Origin of the sequence: Pseudomonas sp. M2(2023), from assembly GCF_030263955.1 — a bacterium.
GTDB classification, from domain to species: domain Bacteria; phylum Pseudomonadota; class Gammaproteobacteria; order Pseudomonadales; family Pseudomonadaceae; genus Aquipseudomonas; species Aquipseudomonas asiatica.
Genome location: NZ_CP127114.1, coordinates 5,503,533 through 5,523,041, shown reverse-complemented (window position 1 = coordinate 5,523,041; position 19,509 = coordinate 5,503,533). Strand labels below are relative to the sequence as shown.

17 protein-coding genes are annotated in these 19,509 nt (G+C 62.8%); 8 read left to right on the top strand and 9 right to left on the bottom strand.

The genetic code is table 11. The features are described 5' to 3' along the window. The first annotated feature begins 43 nt into the window (after positions 1–43). Both QN085_RS25195 and QN085_RS25190 read left to right on the top strand, forming a co-directional pair. Positions 44–832 carry an N-acetylmuramoyl-L-alanine amidase gene (locus QN085_RS25195; RefSeq protein ID WP_013970322.1) on the top strand — a complete coding sequence of 263 codons (789 nt, stop codon included), beginning with the start codon at positions 44–46 and terminating at the stop codon, positions 830–832. Positions 833–954: 122 nt separating this feature from the next. Next, positions 955–2,559 (top strand): EAL domain-containing protein, encoded by a 1,605-nt coding sequence (locus tag QN085_RS25190; RefSeq protein ID WP_015268483.1) that lies wholly within the window; start codon positions 955–957, stop codon positions 2,557–2,559. A gap of 40 nt (positions 2,560–2,599) precedes the next feature. Here the strand turns inward: QN085_RS25190 and QN085_RS25185 are convergent, their stop codons facing one another. Continuing rightward, positions 2,600–4,381: a KinB sensor domain-containing domain gene (locus QN085_RS25185; protein ID WP_023661564.1), complete on the bottom strand. Its 1,782-nt coding sequence runs from the start codon at positions 4,379–4,381 to the stop codon at positions 2,600–2,602. Continuing rightward, on the bottom strand, positions 4,378–5,724 hold the full coding sequence (algB, locus tag QN085_RS25180; RefSeq protein WP_015268485.1) for a sigma-54-dependent response regulator transcription factor AlgB: 1,347 nt from the start codon (positions 5,722–5,724) through the stop codon (positions 4,378–4,380). The genes QN085_RS25185 and algB overlap by 4 nt, the downstream gene beginning before the upstream one ends. A gap of 211 nt (positions 5,725–5,935) precedes the next feature. Here algB and QN085_RS25175 point away from each other — a divergent pair, with 211 nt between their 5' ends. The 6 genes from QN085_RS25175 (at position 5,936) to QN085_RS25150 (ending at position 11,378) form a co-directional block, all read left to right on the top strand. Next, on the top strand, positions 5,936–6,757 hold the full coding sequence (locus QN085_RS25175) for a BON domain-containing protein (RefSeq protein WP_023661565.1): 822 nt from the start codon (positions 5,936–5,938) through the stop codon (positions 6,755–6,757). A 174-nt stretch (positions 6,758–6,931) separates the two neighbouring features. After that, positions 6,932–7,222, top strand: coding sequence for a hypothetical protein (locus QN085_RS25170; RefSeq protein ID WP_013970327.1), 291 nt, complete (start codon positions 6,932–6,934; stop codon positions 7,220–7,222). A 41-nt stretch (positions 7,223–7,263) separates the two neighbouring features. After that, the gene (locus QN085_RS25165; protein ID WP_003252966.1) at positions 7,264–7,425 is read left to right on the top strand and encodes a DUF1328 domain-containing protein; all 162 of its coding nucleotides are present in this window, start codon (positions 7,264–7,266) and stop codon (positions 7,423–7,425) included. Positions 7,426–7,427: 2 nt separating this feature from the next. Beyond that, positions 7,428–7,898, top strand: coding sequence for an inhibitor of vertebrate lysozyme family protein (locus QN085_RS25160; RefSeq protein WP_003256983.1), 471 nt, complete (start codon positions 7,428–7,430; stop codon positions 7,896–7,898). A gap of 744 nt (positions 7,899–8,642) precedes the next feature. Then, complete coding sequence (gene gltP / locus QN085_RS25155) at positions 8,643–9,971, top strand: glutamate/aspartate:proton symporter GltP (RefSeq protein ID WP_003256981.1); 1,329 nt, start codon at positions 8,643–8,645, stop codon at positions 9,969–9,971. 177 nt (positions 9,972–10,148) lie between these two features. Continuing rightward, positions 10,149–11,378 carry a spore maturation protein gene (locus QN085_RS25150; RefSeq protein WP_023661566.1) on the top strand — a complete coding sequence of 410 codons (1,230 nt, stop codon included), beginning with the start codon at positions 10,149–10,151 and terminating at the stop codon, positions 11,376–11,378. A gap of 142 nt (positions 11,379–11,520) precedes the next feature. Here QN085_RS25150 and QN085_RS25145 read toward each other — a convergent pair whose 3' ends face one another. The 7 genes from QN085_RS25145 to QN085_RS25115 all read right to left on the bottom strand — a co-directional run bounded on the left by QN085_RS25145 (position 11,521) and on the right by QN085_RS25115 (position 19,457). Continuing rightward, positions 11,521–12,138: an ABC-type transport auxiliary lipoprotein family protein gene (locus QN085_RS25145; RefSeq protein ID WP_023661567.1), complete on the bottom strand. Its 618-nt coding sequence runs from the start codon at positions 12,136–12,138 to the stop codon at positions 11,521–11,523. Then, complete coding sequence (locus tag QN085_RS25140; RefSeq protein WP_003256978.1) at positions 12,135–13,073, bottom strand: MlaD family protein; 939 nt, start codon at positions 13,071–13,073, stop codon at positions 12,135–12,137. Before QN085_RS25140 ends, QN085_RS25145 begins: the two co-directional genes overlap by 4 nt. A gap of 3 nt (positions 13,074–13,076) precedes the next feature. Continuing rightward, the gene (locus QN085_RS25135) at positions 13,077–13,868 is read right to left on the bottom strand and encodes an ABC transporter ATP-binding protein (protein WP_023661568.1); all 792 of its coding nucleotides are present in this window, start codon (positions 13,866–13,868) and stop codon (positions 13,077–13,079) included. Beyond that, positions 13,865–14,998, bottom strand: a complete 1,134-nt coding sequence (locus QN085_RS25130; protein ID WP_023661569.1) for an ABC transporter permease — start codon at positions 14,996–14,998, stop codon at positions 13,865–13,867. Before QN085_RS25130 ends, QN085_RS25135 begins: the two co-directional genes overlap by 4 nt. 217 nt (positions 14,999–15,215) lie before the next feature. Beyond that, the gene (locus tag QN085_RS25125) at positions 15,216–16,238 is read right to left on the bottom strand and encodes a DUF5924 family protein (RefSeq protein WP_015268494.1); all 1,023 of its coding nucleotides are present in this window, start codon (positions 16,236–16,238) and stop codon (positions 15,216–15,218) included. Positions 16,239–16,361: 123 nt separating this feature from the next. Further along, complete coding sequence (locus QN085_RS25120; RefSeq protein ID WP_023661570.1) at positions 16,362–17,768, bottom strand: M16 family metallopeptidase; 1,407 nt, start codon at positions 17,766–17,768, stop codon at positions 16,362–16,364. 30 nt (positions 17,769–17,798) lie between these two features. Continuing rightward, a complete protein-coding gene (locus tag QN085_RS25115; RefSeq protein ID WP_023661571.1) occupies positions 17,799–19,457 on the bottom strand; it encodes a Na/Pi cotransporter family protein in 1,659 nt (552 codons plus the stop codon). Positions 19,458–19,509: the final 52 nt, after the last annotated feature.

Here is a 19,509-nt window from a genome sequence, read left to right as displayed (position 1 = left end):
GGAGCACGTTATACTGTAGCGCTCATACGCTGAGGCCACTGACGTGCTTTCCACGCTTAAAAAAACCCTGATTTCCTTCCTGCTGTTGTCTGTCGCCGGTTGCTCGACCGGCCTGCGCATCGACCGTAGCCACCCTTCGATCAACCAGGACAACCGCATCCAGTTTGTTGTCCTGCACTACACCAATGCTTCGCTGGAGCGTTCCCTGGCGTTGCTGACCCATGGGGAAGTCAGCAGCCACTATCTGATTGGTGACGGCCCGGCGACGGTGTACCAGCTGGTGGATGAAAGCCGCCGCGCCTGGCATGCCGGTGATAGCCAGTGGCAGGGGCGGACCTGGCTGAACTCCTCGTCCATCGGTATCGAAATCGTCAACCCGGGCTTCACCGACACGCCGAATGGGCGGGTCTGGCACCCTTACAGCGAAGCGCAGGTCCAGTCGCTGATCGCGCTGCTCAAGGACATCGTCAAGCGTAACAACATCGAGCCACGGCACATCATTGGCCACAGCGATATCGCGCCGCTGCGCAAGCTTGACCCTGGGCCGCTATTTCCGTGGAAACGCCTGGCCGACGCCGGGCTGGGGGTCTGGCCGGATGCAACTGCCGTGGCACGGCAGCAAGCCTATTTCAGCGTCAACCCGCCGAGCGTGGGCTGGTACCAGCAGGAGCTGGCGCGGTTTGGCTATGCGATCGAGCAGACTGGGGTACTGGATGTTGCCACCCGCCATGTGATCGCCGCGTTCCAGATGCGTTTCCGCCCGCAGCGCTTCGATGGCATGCCGGATGCGCAGACGGCGGCGATGCTGCAGGTGCTCAACCGGATGCGTTGATCTGCCAAGGTGAGACGGGCTCTTGTTTAGAAGCGGCCTTCGGCGCTTGTAGCGAAGCGCCAAACGGCAAAGGTGATTCCTGATTCAGTTGCTATAACCTAGTAATCAACTGGATGCCCTCGATGTCAGCCCTCATCGCCTTGCTGCGCCAAATTTTTTACCGTCCCTGGATGCTGGCCACGTTGGCAGCACTGGCCAGCGCGGCACTGTTGCTTTCTGCAAGCATCGGCATTGCCCTGCAACAGATGAAGCAAAGCGAGAGTGCACAGATGAACGCCCAGGGCGAACGCTTTCTGGAGCGCCTCGAGCAGGTGTTCGGCCAGTTGCGCGAAGGGGTCGACCTGCTGCAGGCGCAACCCTTGCGCGGCTGCAGCCCGGCGATGCTGACGGCATTGCAGCAGGTAGGCCTGAGTTCCCGCTTCATTTATGAAGCGGCGTACGTGGATGGAGATGTGGCCTGCTCAAACCGCGGTGACGAGCGGGCGTTCGAACCCTTGCGCGCCCCCGACATCCAAGGGCCGACCTACAGCTACTGGCTGAATACCACGACCGAGCCGAACGAGAACCTGGCCGCGCTGATGCTTGGGAGGGGCAAGTTCGTGGTATCCACCTCTCGTGGGCACCTGACCGATGTGGTCGACCTGCCCCCGGGCGGCAGCCTGGTGGTGGTGTTGGACAACGGTGCCCGGGCCATCCCCGTGCTGGGCCCACCGCAGGTATGGCCGCCTCCTTCGGCCTGGTCAACCAGCCACAAGTCGCTGCTTGAACTCAGCGATCGCCTGATCTATCGAATGCCGACCAAGTCACCGGACTACCAGTTGGTGCTGATCGCCCCGCGGGCGAGCCTGCCGTTGAGGATGAACGGCATGCTCTGGCTTCTGTTCCCCGGCAGTGTACTGGCGGCCTGTTGCATCGGCTGGCTGGTACTGCAACTGATCCTGCAGCGGCGGTCGATGAGCTCGGAATTGCAGAATGCCTTGCGTCGCGGCGAACTGCAGGTGCTCTACCAGCCGATCTTCGAGCTCGACAGCCGACGCTGTGTCGGGGCCGAGGCTCTGGTGCGCTGGCGCCGCCCGGACGGTACCCTGACCAGCCCGGACCTGTTCATCCCTTTGGCGGAAAACACCGGGCAGATTCGCCAGATCACGGACTTTGTCCTGCAGCGTGTGCTGGAACAGCTAGGGCAACTGCTGCGCTCGCATCCCAACTTGTACATTTCGGTGAATCTGGCGGCCTGTGATGTGATGGTGCCGCGCATCGGCCGGGTGGCGGCACGCTTGCTGGCCTTGCACCGTGTGTCGGCCAGCCAGATCGCCTTCGAGGTGACCGAGCGCGGCCTGATCGACGTGGTTGTGGCTCGCGACAACCTCCAGGCGCTGCGCGCAGTGGGGCATCAAGTGCTGATCGACGATTTTGGGACTGGCTATTGCAGCCTGGCGTACTTGCAAACCCTGCCAGTGGACTGCCTGAAGATCGACAAGGCGTTTATCGATGCGTTGGGGCACGACGCCGCCAGTAGCGGTGTTGCCCCGCATATCATTCGCATGGCCCACGACCTGCACCTGCGGGTGATTGCCGAAGGAATCGAGTGTGAAGACCAAGCGGTGCTGCTGAACAGCGAAGGGGTCAATTATGGCCAGGGCTGGCTTTTTGCCCGGCCACTGAATGCCCGGCAGTTTGCCGAACTGGTGACTCGAGGTCGGCTGCCGCGGCGGGTTGAGCATTGACTGATCCGGCACCGAAGATGGGGCCGGGGGCAGGGTACATTCAGACCGGTAGTGCCATGTAGAACTGGGTCCCCTGCCCCGGTCGGGAAAACACGCCCATGCGCCCGCCATGCAGCTGCACGATCTCTTTGCACAGCGCCAAGCCCAGCCCCGCGCCGCCTTTCTTGCGCCCTACCTGCACGAAGGGCTCGAAGATGCGCCCCTGTTGCCCATAGGCAATGCCTTCGCCGTTGTCCTCGACACTGATGATCACCCGCTCCGCATGCCGTCGTGCATGCAAGCGGATACGACCGCCGCTGGCGGTATGGCGGATGGCATTGTGCAACAGGTTGTCCAGCACCCGGTCGAGTTGGGCGACATCGGCCTGGATACGCGGTAGCGGCGGCTCCAGCTCCGTGATCAACTCGATCTGCTTGTTCGCCGCCGGCTCGGCAAAGCGATGTTGTGCACGTTCCAGCAGTTCGTCTATGGCGCAGGGAGCCAGCTCGAGCTTCTGCATCCCGCTCTGGTAGCGGCTGAAGTTGAGCAGGTCGTTGATCAACTGGGTCAGGCGCTGCATTTCCTCGCCAATGGTCTCCAGCAGGTCATGCTCGCGCGCCTCTGGCGGGAACTTGAGCCGCTCGCGCAACAGACCGAAGGCCATGTGCATGCCAGTCACCGGAGTGCGCAGCTCGTGGGAAGCGCGCAGCACGAACTCGCTGCGCACGCGTTCGAAGGCGCGCTGCTCGGTTACATCATGCAACACCATCACTGCGCCAAGTATCGGCCCTTGCGGGTGGCTGACCGGGGTCAGGCTGTAGGCGAGCAGGCGCGTTTCGTCATCGACGTCCATGTTCAGGTCGTCTGGCTGGCGGTCGAGGTTGCCGCCGCGCAGTACCTGGCGTAGCTGCTGTTCCAGTTCCGGGCGCTGCAGGGCTTCGGCCAGGCTGCTGCCGGCGCGGCTGTCGGTCCAGCCCAGCTGGCGCTGTGCCACCGGGTTGAGGTGTTCCAGGCGGCCCTGGCGATCGATTATCAGCAGGCCATCGTCGATGCTGTCCAGCACGGCCTGCAAGCGTTGCTGGCCAGCCAGCAGTTCATCGACGTTGGTGGCCTGGTGCTTGCGCAAGGCATCGGCCATCAGGCCGAAGCGGCGGGTGAGCTGGTTCAGTTCGGTGGCCTGTGTGACCGGCAGGGTGACGTCGAAATCGCCCTTGCCGAGTTGGTCGGCAGCTTTGGCCAATGCTTCGATCGGCTGGCCGAAGCGCCGGGCGATGTTGTGCGCGGTGATGAAGCCCAGTACCAGTACCACCAAACCCATCAGGCCGAGTACGCCGCTGACCAGCAGGGCGTGGTCGCGGGTGTGCTCCTCGCTGCGGGTGATGTGCTCCAAGGCCTGCTTGTGGGAATCGATCAGATCGGTGCGGACCTGGTTGAACGCGGCCCCGAGTGGTTGGTCAACGCCCATGCTGCGGGAGGGCGCCGGGCTGTCGCGGTAGGCCTGGAGGAAGGCCTGGTAGTTGCTGCTGGCCTTGCTGAAGCCGGTGCGCTCGCCACCTTGGTCCAGCCCTTGGTTGAGCAGGGTCTGGAAGTTGTCTTGCAGCAGCCGCAGGTTTTCCGGGGCGGTCTCGTCATCGAGGATCAGGGTCAACTGTTCGCCAAGGTTCTGGCGCAACTTCAGCCCTATTTCCAAGGTGTGGGTGGTATCGCGCACCAGTCGCTGCTGCACCGTGGCCATCTGCAGCACGCTGACCAGGCCCAGCAGCAGCCCGAGCAGGGCCACGGTGACCAGCGCCGAAATGCTGAGGAAAAGCCGCGTGCGCAGCTTCATGGGCGGCCATTTCATAGGTTGTACTGCTTGCGCTTGCGGTACAGGGTGGATGCATCGATCCCCAGGGTCTTGGCGGCCTGGTCAAGGGTGTCACTGGCGGCCAGCACCGCACCAATGTGGGCGCGCTCCAGCTCATCAAGGCTCAGTGCAGCGCCTATGCGAGGGGCGTTACCAGCAGGCTGCTCGCCCATGCCCAGGTGGCTGATTTCCACGCGTTCCTGCGGGCAGATGATACTGGCCCGCTCCACCACGTTACGCAGTTCGCGAATGTTGCCGGGCCAGCGGTAGTTGAGCAGGGCTGTGCGGGCTTCGTCACTGAAGCCGCGCGCAGGCCGAGAGTATTCCTTGACGAAGCGGGCGAGAAAGCGGTCGGCCAAGGTCAGGATGTCTTCACTGCGCTCGCGCAGCGGCGGCAGGTGCAAAGTGATGACGTTCAGGCGATACAGCAGGTCTTCGCGGAAACGGCTCTCACGCACCATCTCTTCGAGGTTGAGGTTGGTAGCGGCGAGTATACGCACATCGGCGCGACGGGTTACCGGGTCGCCGACGCGCTCGTATTCCTTGTCCTGGATGAAGCGCAGCAGTTTGGGCTGCAAGGTCAGCGGGAAATCGCCGATCTCGTCGAGGAACAGCGTGCCCCCATCTGCCTGGTTGACTCGCCCCAGGGTGCTTTCGCTGGCGCCGGTGAAGGCGCCGCGGGTGTGGCCGAACAACTCGCTTTCCATCAGCTCGGCGTTCAGTGACGGGCAGTTGATGGTTACGCAGGATTTGCGCGCGCGCTTGCTCCAGCCGTGAATGGCCCGGGCCAGTTCACCTTTACCTGTGCCCGACTCGCCAAGGATGAGGATGTTGGCGTCGGTGGTAGCGACCTGGCGGGCGGTTTCCAGTACCGCCATCATGGCCGGGCTGTGCGAGTCGAGGCCGTCCTTGGGTTTGCGCACTTCACCTTCCAGGGCCTCCAGTCGCGCGGAAAGCTGGCGCACTTCCAACTGTTTGGCGGTAGCCAGGCGCAGTTGGTCGGGGCTGCACGGCTTGACCAGGTAATCGGCGGCGCCGGCCTGGATCGCGTCTACCGCCGTATCGATCGCTGAGTGCGCGGTTACGATCACCACCCGCATCCAGGGGGCCTGGATACGCATCTGCGCCAGCACATCGAGGCCGTTGTCCTCGCCCAGGCGCAAATCGAGGAAGCACAGGTCGAATACTTGGCGCTGCAGCAAGGCCTCGGCCTGGGCGGCGCTGTTGGCCGTTGCCACATTGTAGCCCTCGTCCTCCAGGCAGTAGCGGAAGGTGCGCAGGATCGCGGACTCGTCATCCACCAGCAGAATGCGGCCTTGGTTGTCCTGGGCTGACTCCATGTGCTGCGCTCCTTTAGGAAAGATCTTCATTTAGTGTGGGAAAAATCGGGCAAGTTGCATGGTCCATTGTGAAGGAACCTGTCCTTTGCATGCTAGCCACTGGCCAATCAGCGCGTGGAGGCCGCGCTATCCAGATGATTTTCTTAGAGGCGCACGGTGGCACATTGGTTGCGAGGATTTTCAGTTTTTGCCTACAAAAGGAGGCACTGCCATGCCCTTTTCCATCCGAGCCGCCATGTTGGCAGCCACACTGCTACCGGTGTTCACGCCGGTATTCGCCGATCCGGTTCAAGACGCCCGCCTGGAGGGGGCCTTGCAAACTGCCCTGTCGCTGAACCGCATGCTCGACCCGTTCCGTATTCAGGTCGAGGTGGATGGCAAGCAGGCGCGCCTTTCCGGTGAGGTGGAGAACGACGTCGAGCGCCAGCTGGCAGAGCATGTGGCTCTGGCTACCCGTGGCATCGAGCAAGTTGACAACCAACTGCGGGTCAATGCCCAGCTGGTGGAGCGCCCGCTGGCATTGCGTGCCTACGCCCAGCGCCTGGAGGATGCCACCCTGGCCGCCGTGATCCGTGCTCGGCTGCTATGGAGCCGCATAACCGAAAAGGCACCTATAGATGTACAGAGCAGCGAAGGTGTGGTGACCCTGCGCGGCAAGGTCGACAGTGCCGAGGCCAAGGAGCTGGCCGGCGTGGTGGCGCGCACCACGGAGGGCGTGCACCTGGTCAACAACCTGGTCAGCCTCGATACCGCCGCCATGGCCAAGGCCCGGGAAGCTCCGATTGGGCTGCCGACCGGGCCGCAGCCGAGTGACAGCTGGATCATCGACAAGATCCAGAACAGCTACCGCTTCAGCCGCAACCTCGATGGCCTGAACCTGAAAGTGGCCAGTGAAGAGGGGCTGGTTCGGCTTTCAGGCGAAGTGGTCAGCAGCGAGCAGAAAACCATCGCCGTGGAAATCGCTAGGCAGATCATCGGCGTGCGTGGGGTGGACGCGGACCTGCTCAAGGTAGCGACCAAGGTCGAAGGTTGATCGTGCAATTCGCACGACCCTACGGACGGCATCGTGCAGGATACGTCCCTGTCGATTATTGTCTTCCTGTTTAAACGCTTGATTTCAAAGGATTTTATTTGAATCAAAAGGCTGGCATGCAGGCTGCAATTACTTATTCAGGTTTGAACAAGAATTACAGCAGGAGGAGCCGGCATGAACTGCCAATCCGTCAACCGCTTGCAGAGCGCCGCACTGCCCCTGCGCCAGGTGTTGTCACTCAGCCTGGCGCTGGTACTGACTTTGGCCGCTGGCCTCTTCTATTACAGCTGGCAGACCGCACGCCTGGCCGAGCAAGTGGCGGCGCAGACCGCCCTGTTGACGCAGATTCAGGCAACCCGTGCCAACACCCTGGTCAAGGCCGCCGACCCACTGCCAACCGGCCAGGCCACTGCGTCACCGGCCACCTTGGAAAATGTCGTACCCCAGGACCGCTGGGTGTTCTGACCGCCGGCTGAACCGATTCCGAAAAAGAAAGGAGAACCACCATGCTGAGTTGGGCTATCACTTTCCTCATCATCGCCATTGTCGCCGCCGTACTGGGCTTCGGTGGTATCGCGGGCGCTGCCACGGGTATCGCGAAGATTCTGTTCATTGTCTTCCTGGTGCTGTTCGTAGCCTCCTTCTTCTTTGGACGTGGACGAGGTTGAAGATGGGCAGGAAGCGTTGGACAGCCCTGGCTGCCGCCCTGTTACTGGGTGGCAGTGCGGCGGCGATGGCGGCCAATGACGGCCAGGTCCGGGTCGACCAGTTGCTCGGCTCGGACCCGGAGTACAGGGAAACCTGGCAGGACACGATCAAAGGCGAGGAACGCCTGCCTGACTGGGTGGTCAATCTGACCGGCAGTTCCCAGCAGCAGATGTCTGCCGTTACCGAAGACGGCGACAAGTACCTGGTCGGCCCGTTGTGCGAAGGCAAGGACAACTGCACCTACAAGCGCCTGATCGTGGCGTTCAGCTGGGACAAGGATGATGCCTACGGGATGCTCGTGGAGGTGCCCGAAGGTCTGCCGAACGACAAGTCGCCCACCCGCCACGCACAGTACCGCTGGCTGGGTGAGCCGGACGACGGCATGAAAGCGATGCTGCAGGAGCAGCTCAAGCGTGACCCGAACTGGTACTGAGCGTTTGTACCCGGTACGGATGAAAGGTCATGCACTGTCACGTAATAGAAGCTGAACCTTTCTATATTTCAGCCTTCTATGATGCGCCGCCCCGAGGAGGGGCTGCACATGACCAAGGGGTCGGGCTGTTCTGATTGTTGCAGGATCGGAGTGGCCTAGGGGTACAGGGAGTGCCTCCAGCAATGGGCCGGGTCAGGAAAGGCGGAATCGGAAGTTTCAGGTCGGGGGGGGCATCAAGGCACCTGACCAGACCTGACTTCCGAGGAGCCATGTAGGAAACCTCTCTTCCTGCGCGATTTCTTCTTCGGGACACATTTTGTCTCGACCGTACATCAAATTTTTTTCGATCCCCCCAGCGCTTGTTCAAGCGGCATTTCAGCCATTCGGATTGTCGAACAAGCCATCTTCAATGCCATTTATACCCTGCCAAATCTGCCTAAATATGGCGGTTTGGTCTTGTTCGGGATTCCGAACGTTATAAATCAAGCACTTGCAAACCTTCCGTTTTGGTCAGAAATGTTATGCATAAACGGCATGGGCTATGCGTTTCCGGCATTAGATTTCCCCCTTTGCCATCGCAATAGTTGCCGCCTTTTTCGCCGGCCGAGCGCCCCTGTCGCTCGCCTGCGGTGTCCTTACATGAAGTCGCCGGACGGAAGCAGCTGCTGCCCGTGACCTAGCCAACGGCTCTGTTACGCGCGTTTCCGTTGGGTGCCCATGACCACTAGAACAAAGGGTAAAGACATGAAGAAGGCAAAACTGAGCCTCGCCTGGCAGATCGTCATCGGTCTGGTCCTGGGTGTTGCAATCGGCGCTCTACTGAATCATTTCAGTGCAGAAAAGGCATGGTGGATCAGCAACGTCCTCCAGCCCGCTGGTGACATCTTCATTCGCCTGATCAAGATGATCGTCGTCCCGATCGTGATTTCGTCGCTGATCGTGGGTATCGCCGGGGTTGGCGACGCGAAGAAACTGGGCAGCATCGGCCTGAAGACCATCATCTACTTCGAAGTGGTGACCACCATCGCCATCGTCGTCGGCCTGGTGTTGGCCAACCTGTTCCACCCGGGCGCCGGCATCGACATGAGCACCCTGGGTACAGTGGACATCTCCAAGTACCAGGCTACCGCGGCCGAGGTGCAGCATGAGCATGCGTTCATCGAAACCCTGCTGAACCTGATCCCGTCGAACATCTTCGCAGCGCTGATGCGTGGCGAAATGCTGCCGATCATCTTCTTCTCGGTGATGTTCGGCCTGGGCCTGTCGAGCCTGCAGGCAGAGCTGCGCGACCCGCTGGTGCGTACTTTCCAGGCGGTTTCCGAGACTATGTTCAAGGTCACCCACATGATCATGAACTACGCCCCTATCGGCGTGTTCGCCCTGATCGCCGTGACCGTGGCCAACTTCGGGTTCAGCTCGCTGCTGCCGCTGGCCAAGCTGGTGGTACTGGTGTACTTCGCCATCGCCTTCTTCGCCTTCATGGTGCTGGGCCTGGTTGCCCGCCTGTTCGGCTTCTCGGTGATCAAGATCATGCGCATCATGAAAGATGAGCTGATTCTCGCCTACTCCACCTCCAGCTCGGAAACCGTGCTGCCGCGCGTGATCGAGAAGATGGAGAAGTACGGTGCTCCGAAGTCGATCTGCTCGTTCGTGGTACCGACCGGCTACTCGTTCAACCTCGACGGCTCGACCCTGTACCAGAGCATCGCGGCCATCTTCATTGCCCAGCTGTACGGTATCGACCTGTCGTGGAGCCAGCAGCTGCTGCTGGTGCTGACCCTGATGGTCACCTCCAAGGGTATCGCTGGCGTACCGGGTGTTTCCTTCGTGGTGCTGCTGGCCACCCTGGGTAGCGTGGGTATCCCGCTGGAAGGCCTGGCCTTCATCGCCGGTGTCGACCGCATCATGGACATGGCTCGTACCGCCTTGAACGTTGTGGGCAACGCCCTGGCAGCCCTGGTCATCGCGCGCTGGGAAGGCATGTACGACGCCGCCAAGGGCGAGAAGTACTACGCCTCGCTGATGGCCGGCAAGCAGGAAGCGGCCATGGTTGGCGAAGCTGCCAAGCGCTGAGCCTGATGAGCTGAACAAGAAGCCCCGACCTGTCGGGGCTTTTTGTTGCCTGTGAGATTCCAGGCTGCTCGCGGACCCTTTTCTCGAGGCCTGCGCGATCCCTGTGTCAGGTCTGCGGTCTCCAGCCATGCGCCCCGATACGCTATCATTCGGGCATTTTTCAGGGGGAACACACGGATGCTCAACGGCCTTTGGCTTGGCTTTTTCCTGGTGGCGGCAGTGTCCGCCCTGGTCCAATGGCTAATAGGCGGCAACGCCAGCATCTTCGCGGCGATGGTCGAGAGCATATTCGCCATGGCCAAGTTGTCGGTCGAGGTGATGGTGCTGTTGTTCGGCACGCTGACCCTGTGGCTGGGCTTTCTCAAGATCGCCGAGAAGGCTGGCATCGTCGAGTGGCTGGCCAAGGTGCTCGGCCCGCTGTTTGCCCGGCTGATGCCGGAAGTTCCGCCCGGCCACCCGGCCCTGGGCCTGATCACCATGAACTTCGCCGCCAACGGCCTTGGGCTGGACAACGCCGCCACGCCGATCGGCCTGAAGGCCATGCGCGCGCTGCAGGAGTTGAACCCCAGCAGTACCACGGCGAGCAACGCGCAGATCCTGTTCCTGGTGCTCAACGCATCGTCGTTGACCCTGCTGCCTGTGACCATCTTCATGTATCGGGCCCAGCAAGGTGCGGCGGACCCGACCATAGTGTTCCTGCCAATCCTGCTGGCCACCAGCGTCTCCACCTTGGTCGGCCTGCTGTCGGTGGCAGTGATGCAGCGCCTGCGCCTGTGGGACCCGGTAGTGCTTGCCTACCTGATTCCCGGTGCCTTGCTGCTGGGCGGCTTCATGGCCTTTCTCGGCACCCTTTCGGCGGCCGCGCTGGCCAGCCTTTCGTCGATCCTGGGCAACCTCACGTTGTTTGGCGTGATCACCCTGTTCCTGGTGATCGGCGCCTTGAAGCGGGTCAAGGTGTATGAAGCCTTTGTCGAAGGCGCCAAGGAAGGTTTCGATGTGGCCAAGGGCCTGTTGCCTTACCTGGTGGCGATGCTGGTGGCGGTGGGTGTATTGCGGGCCTCAGGCGCCCTGGAGCTGGCCTTGGACGGTATTCGTCATGCGGTGACTGGGCTGGGCCTGGACACCCGCTTCGTCGAGGGCTTGCCCACGGCGCTGGTCAAACCGTTCTCCGGCAGTGCGGCGCGGGCGATGCTGATCGAGACCATGCAGACCCACGGTGTGGACAGCTTCCCGGCGCTGGTGGCGGCGACGATTCAGGGGAGTACCGAAACCACCTTCTACGTGCTGGCGGTTTACTTTGGTGCGGTGGGTATCCAGCGCGTGCGCCATGCCGTCGGCTGCGCCTTGCTGGCGGAGTTTTCCGGTGTGATCGCGGCGATATTCGTCTGCTACTGGTTCTTCGCCTGACGCGGACCCTTGTGGGAGCGGCCTTGCGTCGCGAAAGGGCCGCACAGCGGCCCCAGGATTTCGGCGCTCATGCAAGAATGCCGGGGCCGCTTCGCGGCCCTTTCGCGACACAAGGCCGCTCCCACAAAAAGCAGGCAGGGGTTCAGTGAGCGGGAACGCTGGCTGCTTGCGCAATGGTCCAACTCACCACCTGCCCGGTCAGCTGGTCGCAGGCTTTCCCGAAGCCGGCAACCACCGCTGACACCTGCTTGTCGGCCAGCGGCTGGCGGATTTCGAAGCGTTTGCTGGCCAGAATGCGCTGGTTGCGGCCTTGGACCAGGCGTGCGTCATAGCGGATCACCACCTCCACCGCCCCGCCCGCGCGGTATTCGGTCTGGAACGCCTGCAGCTCGCCAGCCAACTCGTAGTCGGCTTGCAGGTTGCTGTCGTCGGCGCTAAGGCGTTGTACCTGGCCGTCACGCTGGAAACCGTCGAGCAGGCGGTTGCGCAGCAGCACCGGCACTGCGTCGCTCCAGCGCGCGCCCTTGTAGCTGCTGACCACATCGCCCTGGGGAATCACTGCAATCCGTGGCCCGGCCAGCACTTCGCTGGCCAGCGGCTTGTTCAGGCGCAATGACCAGTCCAGCGCCGGCGCCGTCCGGCCGGGCTGGTTCACCGGAAGACGGTACAGGTCGACGGGCTCGCTCTGCGGCAGGATCGAGCAGGCACTGGCCAGGCTCAGTGCGGCCGCCAGGGCCAGCAGGCGCAGCGACGGTTTCATGGTTGGAACTCCTTGTTGTTGTCGCGGCCGAGCAGGTAGCCGCTAGGGTCGGCCTCCAGTTGCCGGGAAATGCCTTTGAGTGCGTTTAGGGTTTCGCGTAGCTCGCGAATCGCCGGGGTCAGCTGGTTCAGGCCCTGGGCACCGTCGCCGATGGCTTCGCGGTTGTCCTCGAGCAGGCGGTTGATGGTGGCGGTGCTCTCGGCCAGTGACTGCATGGCCTGCTCGGCGCTGCCGATTGCCTGCTTGCCTTCGCTGCCCAGCAGGCCGTTGGCATTGCGCATCAGTGCCTGGGTTTCGGCCAGGGTGGCGCTGGCCTGCTTGCCCACCTGCACCAGCTGCTCGATGGCCTGGGTGATGCTGCCGTGCTGGCCAGCGAAGGCGCCGGTGGTCTTGTCGAGGTTGGACAGGGTGTTGCTGAGGTGGCCGATGTTGTCCTCGGAAAACATCTGGTTGGCGTTATGCAGCAGGAGGTTGATGTTGGTCACCAGGTCGCTGCTGTCATTGAGCAGGCGCGAGATTGGCGAGGGCGATGCGATGATCACCGGCAGCTTGCCGTCCTTGCCTTTCAACTCGGGGCTTTGCGGGGTGCCCCCGCTGAGCTGGATGAACGAGTTGCCGGTCACGCCGGCCAGGGTCAGCTTGGCCTGGGTGTCTTCCTTCACCGGGGTGTCGGCGCTCAGGCGCACCCGTGCCAGTACCCGGCGCGGGTCTTTCGGGTCCAGGCGCAGGGTGGACACATCGCCTACCTTGATGCCGTTGTACTGCACCGGGCTGCCGCGGGATAGGCCGGAGACGGCTTCGTTGAACACCACTTCGTAGTCCTTGAAGGCGTCGTCGACACTCGATTTGGCCAGCCACATGCCGAACAGCATGGCGCCGGCCACCACCAGGACGGTGACCAGGCCGATAAGAACGTGATGGGCTCGGGTTTCCATTGCTCAGCGCTCCTGCCCGGCACGGGTGGCGGCCTGCTCGGCTGCGCGCCCGCGTGGGCCATGAAAGTATTCTTGAATCCAGGCGTCGTCGGTCTGCTCGACCTCGGCCAGCGGGCCGGCCACCAGGACCTTCTTCTGCGACAGCACGGCGATGCGGTCGGTAATGGTGTACAAGGTGTCGAGGTCGTGGGTGATGAGGAATACCGACAGGCCCAGGGCGTCACGCAGGGTCAGGATCAACTGGTCGAAGGCGGCGGCGCCGATCGGGTCCAGGCCGGCGGTGGGTTCGTCGAGAAACAGGATGTCCGGGTCCAGTGCCAGGGCACGAGCCAGCGCCGCGCGCTTGATCATGCCCCCCGAAAGCGAAGCCGGGTACTTGTCGGCGGCCGAGATCGGCAGCCCGGCCAAGGCCAGCTTAACTCCGGCCAGGTGCTCGGCATCGGCGCGGGACAGCCCTGCGTGCTCGATCAGTGGCAATGCCACGTTTTCGGTGACGGTCAGTGAAGAGAACAGCGCGCCTTTCTGGAACAGTACGCCGAAGCGCTGTTCGACCAGTGAGCGCTGCTCTTCGCGCAGGCCGGCCAAGTCCTGGCCGAACACCTTGATCTGCCCTTCGTCGGGCCGCCGCAGGCCAATGATGCTGCGTAGCAGCACCGACTTGCCGCTGCCCGAGCCGCCGACCACGGCGAGGATCTCGCCGCGATACAGGTCGAGGTCGAGGTTTTCGTGCACGCTCTGACGGCCGAAGCGGTTACAGATGCCCCGGGCCTCGATCACACGTTCCTGGCCATTCACCAGCCCATCTCCATGAAGAACAGCGCAGCCACCGCATCCAGCACGATGACCACGAATATCGACTGCACGACCGCCGAGGTGGTGTGTGCGCCCACCGATTCGGCGCTGCCGCTGACCTTGAAGCCTTCCAGGCAGCCGATCGCGGCGATCAGGAAGGCGAAGAACGGTGCCTTTGCCAGGCCGACCAGGAAGTGCTGCACGCCGATGTCGCTTTGCAGCAGCGACAGGAACATGGCTGGCGAGATGTCCAGTGACAGCGCGCACACCACCGCGCCGCCGACGATGCCGCAGATCATCGCGATGAAGGTCAGCAAGGGCAGCGAAATCAACAGCGCCAGTACGCGCGGCACCACCAGCATCTCCATAGGGTTCAGGCCCAGGGTGCGGATGGCGTCGATTTCCTCGTTGGCCTTCATCGAGCCGATCTGCGCGGTGAACGCGCTGGCGGTGCGGCCGGCCATGAGGATGGCGGTCAGCAGCACGGCGAACTCTCGCAGGAACGAGAATGCCACCAGGTCGACGGTGAAGATGGTTGCGCCGAAATCGGCCAGCACCGTGGCGCCGAGGAAGGCCACCACCGCGCCCACCAGGAAGGTCAGCAGGGCGACGATGGGCGCGGCGTCCAGACCGGTCTGTTCGATGTGCGCCACAACCGGGGTAAAGCGCCAGCGATGGGGTTGCAGGGCACGGCGTAGCAGGGTTTCGAGGATCAGGCCAACGAAGCCGAGCACCTGCAGGGTGTCTTGCCACAAGTTGCCAACGGCGCAGCCGATGCGCTCTAGAAGCAACAGCAGCACGTTACGCTCGGGTTCCTTGACCGGAATGCAGTAGTCCTGCACCGAGCAGTAGACATTCTTGAGCAGGGCGCGGCTGGCTTCGGGCAGGCCATGGGTGCAGCGGGACAGACGTTCGGAGCCGAGCAGTTCGGCCAGCAGCGAGGCACCGGCGGTATCCAGGCGTCCCAGTTGGCTAAGGTCGGCGACGGTATCGGCAGCATATTGCGCCCGCAGGCGCTCGCTCTCACGCTTGAGGCTGGCGTAGTGCGCCAGGGTCCAGTCACCGGTAATGCGCAGGCAGGCCGGTTGGCTACTGGTGTCCAGGGTGGCGCTGGGGGTGGTCATCGGCTCCATGCTACTGACTCGGCGCTAAGGCTTAGGGCCTGATCATAGCGCAGCGGGCATGGGCTGTTTGGTGATTATGTGCTGTCTTCACGGACCTTGGGGGCTGCTTTGCAGCCCATCGCCGCGGTTCGTCGCCACGACAAGCCAGCTCCCACATGGAGCGGGTTATCGCTGGCCCGGTGGGAGCTGGCTTGCCGGCGATGGGCCGCAAAGGGGCCCCTTACACTCACCCTGCGGGCGCGTCATCGACCACCTTGAAGCGCAGCACACCGATGACCTGCCCATCCTCTGTCAGTACCCTCACCTGCCACTTGCCCACCGGGTTCGGCGGGAAGTTCTGCTTGTGGGTCCAGGCCCGGTAGCCTTCCTTGCGCCCGCCATGGATGTCCAGGGCAATGCGATCAACTTCCTGGCCGTCCTTTTGCCACACGTGATAGATCCGCTCGTTCAGGCCGCGTGGCGCGTTGATCGCGGTGTAGGCGTACAGGCCGCTGCTACGGATGCGGCTGGCGGCAATTTCGTGCAGCGAATCGCCCGGCTGGCGGTTCAGCACTTCGGTACTGACCGCCACTTCGGTCATCCACAAGGTTGCTGGTGGCACCCAGGAGCGCAGAAGCCAGCCCCCGCCGCCGACCGACAGGGTGACCAGCACCAGGGCCACGGCACGGCGCCAGTTGTTGATCGGGAAGCTGCTGGCAAGGCTGGGAAACGACAGGGCCATGGCTGCGATGAGGGCCAGCTTGAAGCTTTGCGCGGTGGTCAGGTGCAGGATGATCGGCAGCGCGGTCAGCAGGGCGGCGAACAGGGTCAGGGTATGCAGCGCCAGGAACAGCCAGCGCCTCGGTGCCAGCCACTTGTAGTACAGCGGATCGATGATCGAAATCAGCCCGGCGGCACCAAGCAGGCCGGTGAACACCAACTGGCCGCTGTTCCAGGTGGTGGTGATGAAGAAGAACGGCAGTACGAAGAACAGCGATTCCTGGTGGATCATCTGTGTCGCATAGCGCAGCAATGGCTGCGGTATTTCGCGGTTGAAGGTGCGCGCGAACAGGCCGGTGAGGGTGTTTTCCAGCATCAGCCAGAGCCAGCTGACCAGCATGAGCACAGCTACCCAGCTGGCAAGGCCAGCCTGGCGGTCGACTAGTATGAAACTGCCGATGCCGGAGAGGAAACCGCCGAGCGCGATGATGCCGGGGTAGCGTTTGAGCAGTTCGATGATGCGCTGGACGATGTGGGGGATTTGGGGCATTGGGGGCTACAACAGAAAGGATATGGTGGCTGTGCCGGCTTCTTCGCGGGTGAACCCGCTCCCACAGGGACCGCGTTGCGATACCCGCGAATGGGCCGGTACTGGCAAAAGGATACCGTCGTTTCACTGCTCGCGTGTAGCACCGCTCGGTTTTTCCGGACCATGCCGACGCCAGCGCAACAGCCCCGCTGCCAGGATCAGCCCCAACAGCAAGGCAACCAGCCCATAGAGTTCATCATAGCCAAGCAACGGCTTTTCGATACGCACATAGCCATCTTCCTTGAGCAGTTCCTTCAGCGCCTCGTTGGCCTGCGCCAGGCTGACCTGCCGCAGCTTGCGCACCGGGTTGGCGAAGCGTCCGTCGCTATAGTCGTTCAGCGCGCCCCAATAGTAGTCGGCCAAGGCACTGTTGCCCTGGGTGCTCCAGCTTTCCTTGGCGACGCTGGCGTACTTGATGCGCTCGAAGGTGTCCGGGTCGAGGCCTTCCTTGCGCAGGTGATCGAACAATTTCTGCATCACCTCGACCGCCTGGTCGACGTCCTCGCGCTCCAGGTCGGCATTGAGGCTCAGCAGGCCAGTGTCGCCGAAGCTCTCGCGTTGTGCCGAAGGGCCGTAGGACAACCCGTTGCGCAAGCGCAGCTGGTCATACAGCGCCCAATCCAGATAGTGCGACAGCAGGTCGAGGGTGGCCTGATGGTCGTTGTCTAGCACCGGCTCGACGAACAGCCAGTGCAGCTTGACGCTGTCGCCCAGCCAGCCGCGGGTCAGGTCGCGGCGCTGTTCAGCTTGCTGGCCGATGCTTTCCAGGGTGCGGCGCTCCTCCGGCTCGGTGGCGGGCAATTCGCCAAAGGTGCGCTCCAGGTAGGCCGGCAGCAGGCGGTCGAGGCCGCCGACCACGATCAGGGTCATGTTGTTGGCCGCGTACCAGCGGTCACGCAAGGTGTTCACCTGCTCCAGGGTCATGTCGTCGAGGTTGGAGCGCTCCGGGCATTTCAGGCCTAGCTCGGTGGCCAACTGGTCGCTGGCGGGGTGGCCGATGTCCTGGCGGTCGAGCCAGCGCTGCAGGTGGCCATAATGGCCGCCATCTTCACGCTCGATGATGCGCTTGGCGGTGGCCAGGGCCTTGGCATCTATGCGGGTTTCGTGGATCACCGCCAGTAGCAGGTCGAGGACTTTGCGCTGGTTGCGCGCCGGGGCTTCGATGACGAAGGTGGTGTCGGCGCTGCTGGTGTAGGCATTCCACTCGCCTCCCAGCGATTGCAGGCGCTCTTCCAGGCCACCCTCGCCGGTTGCGTCGATGCCGCTGAACAGCAGGTGCTCGAGCAGGTGCGGCAGCTCTTTCTGCTCGCAATTGAAGTCATCCAGGCCGACGCCGACCACCAGACGAATCGCTACATGGTCACGTTCATAGCCGTTTTTCAGGATGACCTGCAGGCCGTTGGGCAACAGGTAACCTTCAACTCGCGAGCGGTCGAGGGCGAATGAGGGCAGGCTGCAGATCAGCAGGCATACGAACATCAGGCAACGCATGGGCGAGCTTGGGTCCTCAGGTAGGCGAAATCACGGCAGGCGGGCTTCGTCCGGCACGCTGTCGAGCATCAGCCCGCCCGTGTCCGAGCCGCCCAGTACCACATAGGCACTGCTACAGAACAAAGAGTTCAACCGTTTCATGTCGGCGATCAGCTCCAAGTGTAGCGAACTGGTCTCGATACTTTGCACTACCTTGCGCTGCAGGCGGCTGACATGGGCGTGGGCAAGGCGCCGTTCCTGTGCGCGAAATCGGCGTTTTTCCCGCAGCAGCAGACGGGCGCTTTCCGGGTCGGCACTGAGAAACACCGACAAACCCAGGCGCAGGTTGGCCAGCAGCTGTTCCTGCAAGCCGGTGAGTTCTTCAAGGCCCACCTGGGAGAACTCCCGGCGCTGGCTGGTTTTCTGCTGCTGGACCTTGCGCAGCATACGCTCGATCAGGTCGCAGGCCAGCTTGAGGTTGATCGCCAGTTCGATGATTTCTGCCCAGCGGCGGTTGTCCTGTTCGCTGAGGCCTTCACGTGAAATCTGCGCCAGGTACAGCTTGATCGCGCTGTACAAGGCTTCGGCGTCCTCGCCCAGGGCGCGGACCTGCTGCGGCAAGGCGGCCTGGGTACCGCGCAGGGCACCGAGCATGGCTTCGAGCAGGCTGTCGACGATATCGCCCAGGCGCAGGGTTTCGCGGGAGGCGTTGGCCAGGGCCAGGCTGGGTGTTTCCAGCGCCGAGGTGTCGAGATGGCGCGGGCGAATCTGGCCGTTGCCGTTTTCCCGTTCGGGCAGCAGGCTGTTGCACAGCCTGCCCATGGGTTTGACCGTGGGCAGCATGATCAGGCAACGCAGCGTGTTGTAGAGCAGGTGGAAGCCGATGACCAGCTCCTGTGGGCTGAAGCTCAGTGAGTCCATCCAACCCACCAGCGGGTGCAGCACTGGGATGATCAGCAGCAAGCCGATCAGCTTGTACAGCAGGCTGCCCAGGGCCACACGGCGTCCAGCGGCGTTCTGCATGCTGGTGCTGATGAAGGCCAGCAATCCGCTGCCGATGTTGGCGCCCACCACCAGGCCGATGGCCACTGGCAGGCTGATCACTTCGGCGCCGGCCAGTGTCGCGGTGAGCAGCACGGCGGCCAGGCTGGAATAGGAAATCATGGCGAACAGTGCGCCGACCAGGGCGTCGAGCATGATGTCGCCGGTGAGCGAAGCGAACAGCACCTTCACGCCCTGGGCGTGGGTAATCGGTGTAGCTGCCTGCACGATCAGCTCAAGTGCCAGGATGATCAGGCCAAGCCCGATCCCTACCCTGCCCAGCTGGCCCGCCCGCGTCTGCTTGCGCGAGAGGAAGAAGATCACACCCAGGAAGATCAGCAGCGGCGACAGCCAGGACAGGTCCAGGGTCAGCACCCGGGCCATCAGCGCGGTACCCACGTCGGCGCCGAGCATGATTGCCAAGGCCGGGGTCATGGCCATCAGGCCTTGGCCGACGAACGAGGTGACCAACATGGCTGTGGCGTTGCTGCTTTGCACCAGGGCTGTGACCAGAATGCCTGCGACGAACGCGAGCGGGCGTTTGCTCATGTTCTGGCTGATGATGCGCCGCAGGCTCGAGCCGAATACCCGGAGTATGCCGGTACGAACGATGTGGGTGCCCCAGACCAGAAGCGTAACGGCCGAGAGCAGGTTGAGCAGGGTCAGCATGGCGACGGCCCCCTGTTGCATTGGCCCAGAGGGCCAAGAGACGAAGCGTGAG

Excerpts from the sequence above, each read along its gene's own strand:
- QN085_RS25190 (WP_015268483.1), top strand. The coding sequence starts at position 955 with ATGTCAGCCCTCATCGCCTTGCTGCGCCAAATTTTTTACCGTCCCTGG.
- QN085_RS25185 (WP_023661564.1), bottom strand. The coding sequence starts at position 4,381 with ATGAAATGGCCGCCCATGAAGCTGCGCACGCGGCTTTTCCTCAGCATT.
- algB (WP_015268485.1), bottom strand. The coding sequence starts at position 5,724 with ATGGAGTCAGCCCAGGACAACCAAGGCCGCATTCTGCTGGTGGATGAC.
- QN085_RS25175 (WP_023661565.1), top strand. The coding sequence starts at position 5,936 with ATGCCCTTTTCCATCCGAGCCGCCATGTTGGCAGCCACACTGCTACCG.
- QN085_RS25170 (WP_013970327.1), top strand. The coding sequence starts at position 6,932 with ATGAACTGCCAATCCGTCAACCGCTTGCAGAGCGCCGCACTGCCCCTG.
- QN085_RS25165 (WP_003252966.1), top strand. The coding sequence starts at position 7,264 with ATGCTGAGTTGGGCTATCACTTTCCTCATCATCGCCATTGTCGCCGCC.
- QN085_RS25160 (WP_003256983.1), top strand. The coding sequence starts at position 7,428 with ATGGGCAGGAAGCGTTGGACAGCCCTGGCTGCCGCCCTGTTACTGGGT.
- gltP (WP_003256981.1), top strand. The coding sequence starts at position 8,643 with ATGAAGAAGGCAAAACTGAGCCTCGCCTGGCAGATCGTCATCGGTCTG.
- QN085_RS25150 (WP_023661566.1), top strand. The coding sequence starts at position 10,149 with ATGCTCAACGGCCTTTGGCTTGGCTTTTTCCTGGTGGCGGCAGTGTCC.
- QN085_RS25145 (WP_023661567.1), bottom strand. The coding sequence starts at position 12,138 with ATGAAACCGTCGCTGCGCCTGCTGGCCCTGGCGGCCGCACTGAGCCTG.
- QN085_RS25140 (WP_003256978.1), bottom strand. The coding sequence starts at position 13,073 with ATGGAAACCCGAGCCCATCACGTTCTTATCGGCCTGGTCACCGTCCTG.
- QN085_RS25130 (WP_023661569.1), bottom strand. The coding sequence starts at position 14,998 with ATGGAGCCGATGACCACCCCCAGCGCCACCCTGGACACCAGTAGCCAA.
- QN085_RS25125 (WP_015268494.1), bottom strand. The coding sequence starts at position 16,238 with ATGCCCCAAATCCCCCACATCGTCCAGCGCATCATCGAACTGCTCAAA.
- QN085_RS25120 (WP_023661570.1), bottom strand. The coding sequence starts at position 17,768 with ATGCGTTGCCTGATGTTCGTATGCCTGCTGATCTGCAGCCTGCCCTCA.
- QN085_RS25115 (WP_023661571.1), bottom strand. The coding sequence starts at position 19,457 with ATGCTGACCCTGCTCAACCTGCTCTCGGCCGTTACGCTTCTGGTCTGG.